The organism is Mariniflexile jejuense (genome assembly GCF_042675665.1).
GTDB lineage: Bacteria > Bacteroidota > Bacteroidia > Flavobacteriales > Flavobacteriaceae > Mariniflexile > Mariniflexile jejuense.
Genome location: NZ_JBHTJI010000001.1, coordinates 1 through 1083, shown reverse-complemented (window position 1 = coordinate 1083; position 1083 = coordinate 1). Strand labels below are relative to the sequence as shown.

The following is a 1083-nucleotide window of genomic DNA, read 5'->3' as shown; positions in this document are numbered from 1 at the left end:
CTAATCTTATACAAGACCGTTGGCAACAATATAAAATCCATATAGAACAAGATTTATGAGTACAGAACAAGACATAGATGAAGAACCAAAAGAAGGAAACGATTCCTCATCGGAGAAAACTCTGCATAAGAAAAAAGGAGCCTATCAAAAACTAAAAAGAGATTTGAGTGAGGAAGAACTTAATAGTCCTGGAACACAAAAATTACTCTTAAGTGATTTAGATAGACTCGAGGACGAAGTAGATGACTTGAAAAAATTCAGAGATGATTATTACGAATCTGATAAAAAAAGAGCTATACTTGATGAAAAACTAACTGCATCAATTTCAAAAGAAGTATTATATACAGTTGCAATTTCATTAGGTGCAACACTTATTGGTTTATCAAATTCTATTTGGTCTGCTGACAACAATAACGGACACATAATATTATTTAGTGGATTAATTTTAATAATTGGTGGTTTAATATCTAAATTCTTTTTGAAATGAATATAAAAGTAGTAGATATTAAAAATCGTGGAGATTTAAAAAAAGAACGAATAGTTATAAGAGCACTCTCGAATATTGACATTGGCTATTATATAGTCTTTTTGACAAAAATGACAGGTGAAAAGTCTTTTTCAAGTAATCCCAAAGAAGTTTTCTGGTTTCCTGATAAAGAAATTGATAAAGATGATTTAATTGTTTTATATACTAAAAAAGGTGAAAAGTCTATAAAAGAAAATGAATCTGGAACTACAACACATTTTTTTTATTGGGATTTAGAAAGTCCAATTTTTGAAGATGATAAAAGTCACGCTGTAGTTATAGAAGCTAATGGTTGGACATAAAGACTGTTGCCAACACAGTATATAAAAAATTGCTGGTTTTAGCTAGCACAAAGTTAGTTGCCTGTTTGCTGGCTTCCGATTTTCCTTCGGAAAATCCTCGCTCACAAAAACGCAACTTTCTATATACCAAACGTTATAAACAAGTTGAAAAAAGTACTCCAATTAATATTTTTAGTTATTGCATTAACATCTTGCAAAGCACAAGATATTAACGGAATTTGGATGTCCTACAATAATTATGTGATTGACAAAGAG

The 1083-nt window shown here is 30.1% G+C and carries 2 protein-coding genes; both read left to right on the top strand.

Going from position 1 to position 1083, the window contains the following annotated elements; all coding sequences use genetic code 11:
* Positions 1-55 precede the first annotated feature (55 nt).
* A complete protein-coding gene (locus ACFQ1R_RS00010; RefSeq protein WP_379924017.1) occupies positions 56-487 on the top strand; it encodes a hypothetical protein in 432 nt (143 codons plus the stop codon).
* Complete coding sequence (locus ACFQ1R_RS00005) at positions 484-828, top strand: hypothetical protein (RefSeq protein ID WP_379924016.1); 345 nt, start codon at positions 484-486, stop codon at positions 826-828. Before ACFQ1R_RS00010 ends, ACFQ1R_RS00005 begins: the two co-directional genes overlap by 4 nt.
* Positions 829-1083: the final 255 nt, after the last annotated feature.